Raw genomic sequence first — 4,447 nt, 5'->3', positions numbered from 1 at the left:
CCGGCGACGGGGGCCGGGGCGGACCCGCGGGCGCCGGCGGCTGACCGGGCGGAGGCGGGGGCGGAGTCGAGCTCATGGCGCCACGCTAACCGAGGCACGTGCCTGTTGTCGGTGGGTAGAACTCCCCAGTGACGCAGCCGACGTCGATCCGGTCGCTATGGTGAACGCCGTGACTTCTTCGACTCCGTCCTCGTCCGAACGCATCGTCTGGATCGACTGCGAGATGACCGGGCTCTCGCTCGAGCATGATGCGCTCATCGAGGTCGCGGCCCTCATCACTGACTACGAGCTCAACCAGCTCGACGACGGGATCGACATCATCGTCCGTCCCCCGGAGGCCGCACTGACACAGATGAACGACTTCGTGCGCGACATGCACACCACCTCCGGGCTGCTCGACATCCTCGCCGACGGCACGACGCTGCAGGAGGCCGAGGAGGCTGTCCTGGCGCACATCAAGCAGTTCGTCCCCGACGCCGCCAAGGCCCCGCTCGGTGGCAACAGCGTCGCAACCGACCGTGCCTTCCTCGCTCGGGACATGCCCTCGCTCGAGGGCCACCTCCACTACCGGATGATCGACGTCTCCTCGATCAAGGAGCTGTCACGACGCTGGTACCCGCGGGCCTACTTCGCCTCACCGGACAAGAACGGCGGTCACCGCGCGCTGGCCGACATCACCGAGTCGATCGCCGAGCTGCGCTACTACCGTGAGGCCGTCTTCCGCCCCCAGCCCGGTCTCGAGAGTGCCGAGCTGAAGCAGATCGCGGCGAAGTACCAGGTCAGCTGAGCCAGGCCACGACGCAACGCCCATGACGTGAAGAAGGCCCCCGGCGAACCGGGGGCCTTCTTTTGTCAGGGTGAGTAACGGGACTTGAACCCGCGGCCCTCGCCACCACAAGGCGATGCTCTACCAGCTGAGCTATACCCACCATGTGCCCGGATCATCGGGCAGCGGGGACCATCGTACCTGCTCCCAGAGGGTGCTCGTGACCACCCACCTCCCGGGCCGCAGACCAGTCATCGTGCACGATGGACCCGTGACCACCACACACCGCACTCCCGCCCCCTTCGCCCGCACTGCGAGCGCGACCCTCACTCTCGCAGCGATGCTCGTCGCCATGACCGTCATGGCCTCCCCTGCCTCGGCTCACGCCCGCCTCGAGGCATCCAGCCCCAAGGACGGATCGACGCTCACGGCGACGCCCCCTGAGGTGATGCTGCGGTTCAACGAGCCGATCAAGAGCGGTCTGAACCAGGTCACCGTCAAGGCTGGCTCGACCGACGCGACCGACGGCGAGCTGGAGGTCGACGGCAACTCCGTCTACCAGCCGCTGCAGTCCTCTCTCAAGGCCGACACCTACACGGTGACCTACAAGGTGGTCAGCGCCGATGGGCACCCGATCAGCGGCTCGCTGAAGTTCACCTACGCACCGCCCGCCGGTGACGACGGCGCCGACGAGCCGACGAGCTCCTCCACGAGCGCGTCGAGCGACTCCTCGGCCCCCAGCACCTCGACTCCCCCGCCGCCGGCCAGCAGCACCAGCAGCTCGACTTCGGACGCCACCTCGACGAGCGCGCCGACGAGCAGCTCGTCGTCCGAGAGCACGCCGTCCTCGTCCACGAGCGCGACCGACGGCGAGACCGAGCCGACCGCGCCCGCAGGGACGAGCAGCTCCTCCAGCACCAGCGCCGCACCGACAGTCGACGACGACAGCTCCAGCGACGGCGGCATCCCGACCTGGGTCTGGATCGCCGGGCTGGGTGCCCTGGCCGTCCTCCTGGCCGCTGCAGGGCTCATCGCCCGTGGTCGAGGCCAGGACGACGACGAGGACATCGACCTCGAGGAGTGGCGCGGCTGAGCGGCTCCACCGCACGACGCTGAGCCGTCGTGCGACACGCGAAGGGCCCCATCGCGATGCGATGGGGCCCTTCGTGAACTGTGCGCCAACAGGGACTTGAACCCCGAACCCGCTGATTAAGAGTCAGCTGCTCTGCCAATTGAGCTATTGGCGCGCGAGGAGAAACATTAGCAGCAGCCCGCCCGCAGAACGAAATCGGTGCCAGAGTGCGGTTCTTCACAGCCTTGACCACATGACGAGGGGGGTCCCACCGGCTGGTGGGACCCCCCTTCGCTGCTCTCGTGGTGCGTCACCAGGAACGCTTGGCGCGCTGACGCTCCCACTTCTTGTGCTTGCGGTTGGCCGAGACGATCTTGAGCACGACGAGCCCGACGACGGCCGCGGCAGCGATCGCCACCCGGTCCATGCGCAGCTCGCCGGACTCGGTCCGCGTCGCGTTGGTGAAGCTGGCCCTGGCCTGCTCCTTCTGCCGCGCGATGACGTTCTTGGGAGCCGCGCGCACGCTCAGCTCGTCGATCGTCTGGGCGAGCCGGTCACGGGTCGTGACGATGTCGTTCTCGAGCCTGGTCATGCTCGGGTTGTCATTGCTCACGGGAGGTTCCGTCCTTACTCGATGCCGAGGTCTCGTCGGATACGGGCCACGTGGCCCGTCGCCTTGACGTTGTACTGGGCGTGGGTGACCACACCATCTTGTCCGACGACGATCGTAGAGCGGATGACGCCCTGCACGACCTTGCCGTACAACTTCTTTTCACCATATGCGCCCCAGGCCGTCATCACCGACTTGTCCGCATCGGACAGCAGCGTGATGCTCAACCCATCGCGCTCGCGAAACTTCGCGAGCTTGTCGGGCTTGTCCGGCGAGATGCCGATGACCTCGGTGTCCGCGGCGCGCAGCGCCTCGAGGGACTCGGTGAAGTCGCAGGCCTGCTTGGTGCACCCCGGGGTCATGGCCGCGGGGTAGAAGTAGACGATCACCCGCTTGCCACGGAAGTCGCTCAGCGACACCTGCTCCCCGCTGTCGTCGGTCAGGGTGAAGTCCGGGGCCGTATCGCCCGGGGTCAGTCGCTCGCCCATCTCGCCTCGCTCTCCTGTGCCTGCACGCGTGTGCAATATGGTCGGTGGACGCGCCCCAAACCTATCCCAGCGCGCGCCATCCCGAAGGAGTCCGATGCACGTCCCAGATGGTTTCCTCGACGCCCCGACCTCGGTCGCGACAGGGGTCGTGGCCGTCGCAGGCGTCGCCCTCGCGCTCCGACGCAGCCGTGGCGACCTCGATGATCGGGTCGCTCCCCTCGCGGGCCTCGTCGCGACCTTCGTCTTCGCCGCGCAGATGCTCAACTTCCCCGTGGCCGCTGGGACCTCCGGGCACCTGCTGGGCGGAGCCCTGGCAGCAGTCCTCGTCGGACCGTGGACGGCCACCCTGTGCATCACGGTCGTCCTGCTCGTGCAGGCGCTGGTCTTCGCCGACGGGGGTCTGACAGCGCTGGGCACCAATGTCACGCTCATGGCCCTGGTCGGCGTGTGGGTCGGCTGGCTGGCCTTCGCCCTCGTCCGACGAGTCCTCCCGTCGCGCGCCGGCTCGGTGCCCGTGGCGGCAGCCATCGGCGCCCTGCTGTCGGTGCCCGTGGCCGCTGCAGTCTTCGCGGCGCTCTTCCTGGTCGGCGGGACCGCACCGGTCGAGGCGGGCACCCTCTTCGGCGCGATGATCACCTGGCACGTCGTCATCGGCATCGGCGAAGCGGTCATCACCTTCCTCGTCGTCTCGGCCGTGATGTCCGTGCGACCCGACCTCGTGCGCGGCGCGCAGCACCTCACCACCGACCGGACACCCTCCCTCGACCGTGAGGCGGTGGCCCGATGAGGCAGCGCATCTCCACCCGGGCCCTCGTCCTCGGCGGCCTGACCGTCTGCCTGCTGCTCGCCGCGATCGTGAGCTTCTGGGCGTCCGGCCACCCGGACGGGCTCGAGCACGTCGCCGAGAGCCTCGGCTTCGCCGAATCAGCCGGTGCCCACGGGAGCGAGGGCTCCCCCTTCGCCGACTACGGGACGAAGGGGGTCGACAGCAGCTTCCTCTCCGGCGGGCTCGCCGGTGTCGCCGGCGTCCTGCTCACCGGCGCCCTGATGTGGCTGCTGCTGCGCCTCGTCGTCCGCCGCCGGGACTGAGGTGGCGAGGCCGCACCACCACGCGCTGGCCCACCACGGCCGCTCGTGGCTGCACACCGTGCCGGCGCACCTGAAGATCCTCGCGACCCTGCTCTTCGTCATCGCCGTCGTGGCGACGCCACGTGAGGCGGTGTGGGCCTTCGGCGCGCACGCCCTGCTGCTGCTCGGCGTGGTGCTCGCCAGCCGCGTCCCGGTGCGGCACCTGGCCCCTCGGCTCCTCATCGAGGCGCCCTTCGTGGTCTTCGCGGTGCTCATGCCCCTCGTCGCGACCGGGCCGCGCGTCGACGTCGGGCCGTTGACCCTGTCCGAGCCGGGACTGTGGGGCGCGTGGAACCTGCTGGCCAAGGGCACCCTCGGTGTGGGTGCATCGCTGCTGCTGGCGGCGACCACCCAACCCGCCGACATCGTCTCGGGCCTGGCTC

7 protein-coding genes and 2 tRNA genes are annotated in these 4,447 nt (G+C 69.1%); 5 read left to right on the top strand and 4 right to left on the bottom strand.

What is annotated here, in order from left to right:
* Positions 1 to 160: 160 nt before the first annotated feature.
* Positions 161 to 787 carry an oligoribonuclease gene (gene orn / locus JLI01S_RS16295; RefSeq protein WP_245634660.1) on the top strand — a complete coding sequence of 209 codons (627 nt, stop codon included), beginning with the start codon at positions 161 to 163 and terminating at the stop codon, positions 785 to 787.
* Between the two features lie 69 nt (positions 788 to 856).
* On the opposite strand, the gene JLI01S_RS16290 is transcribed toward orn, so the two are convergent.
* A tRNA-His gene (locus tag JLI01S_RS16290) sits at positions 857 to 929 on the bottom strand.
* A 108-nt stretch (positions 930 to 1,037) separates the two neighbouring features.
* Between JLI01S_RS16290 and JLI01S_RS16285 the strand changes: the two genes are divergently transcribed.
* Positions 1,038 to 1,859, top strand: coding sequence for a copper resistance CopC family protein (locus tag JLI01S_RS16285; protein ID WP_169797355.1), 822 nt, complete (start codon positions 1,038 to 1,040; stop codon positions 1,857 to 1,859).
* Between the two features lie 81 nt (positions 1,860 to 1,940).
* Here JLI01S_RS16285 and JLI01S_RS16280 read toward each other — a convergent pair.
* The 3 genes from JLI01S_RS16280 to bcp form a co-directional block, all read right to left on the bottom strand.
* Positions 1,941 to 2,013 (bottom strand) — tRNA-Lys (locus JLI01S_RS16280).
* A 135-nt stretch (positions 2,014 to 2,148) separates the two neighbouring features.
* Positions 2,149 to 2,451: a DUF3618 domain-containing protein gene (locus JLI01S_RS16275; RefSeq protein WP_068266675.1), complete on the bottom strand. Its 303-nt coding sequence runs from the start codon at positions 2,449 to 2,451 to the stop codon at positions 2,149 to 2,151.
* Between the two features lie 14 nt (positions 2,452 to 2,465).
* Positions 2,466 to 2,936 (bottom strand): thioredoxin-dependent thiol peroxidase, encoded by a 471-nt coding sequence (gene bcp / locus JLI01S_RS16270; RefSeq protein ID WP_068266672.1) that lies wholly within the window; start codon positions 2,934 to 2,936, stop codon positions 2,466 to 2,468.
* A gap of 94 nt (positions 2,937 to 3,030) precedes the next feature.
* Between bcp and JLI01S_RS16265 the strand changes: the two genes are divergently transcribed.
* The 3 genes from JLI01S_RS16265 to JLI01S_RS16255 form a co-directional block, all read left to right on the top strand.
* A complete protein-coding gene (locus JLI01S_RS16265) occupies positions 3,031 to 3,723 on the top strand; it encodes an energy-coupling factor ABC transporter permease (RefSeq protein ID WP_068266669.1) in 693 nt (230 codons plus the stop codon).
* Positions 3,720 to 4,025, top strand: a complete 306-nt coding sequence (locus tag JLI01S_RS17230; protein WP_068266666.1) for a PDGLE domain-containing protein — start codon at positions 3,720 to 3,722, stop codon at positions 4,023 to 4,025. Before JLI01S_RS16265 ends, JLI01S_RS17230 begins: the two co-directional genes overlap by 4 nt.
* 1 nt (position 4,026) lies before the next feature.
* Positions 4,027 to 4,447, top strand: a 421-nt coding sequence (locus JLI01S_RS16255) for an energy-coupling factor transporter transmembrane component T family protein (RefSeq protein ID WP_218005539.1), incomplete at its 3' end; no start/stop codon positions are given.

Source organism: Janibacter limosus NBRC 16128, from assembly GCF_001570985.1.
In the GTDB taxonomy this organism is placed as follows: Bacteria; Actinomycetota; Actinomycetes; order Actinomycetales; family Dermatophilaceae; genus Janibacter; species Janibacter limosus.
Note: the sequence above shows the minus strand (reverse complement) of the source record. Positions and strands in the feature narration are given on the sequence as shown.

Bases quoted from the DNA above. Each gene is read 5' to 3' on its own strand.
- bcp (WP_068266672.1), bottom strand. From the start codon at position 2,936: ATGGGCGAGCGACTGACCCCGGGCGATACGGCCCCGGACTTCACCCTG.
- JLI01S_RS16265 (WP_068266669.1), top strand. From the start codon at position 3,031: ATGCACGTCCCAGATGGTTTCCTCGACGCCCCGACCTCGGTCGCGACA.
- JLI01S_RS17230 (WP_068266666.1), top strand. From the start codon at position 3,720: ATGAGGCAGCGCATCTCCACCCGGGCCCTCGTCCTCGGCGGCCTGACC.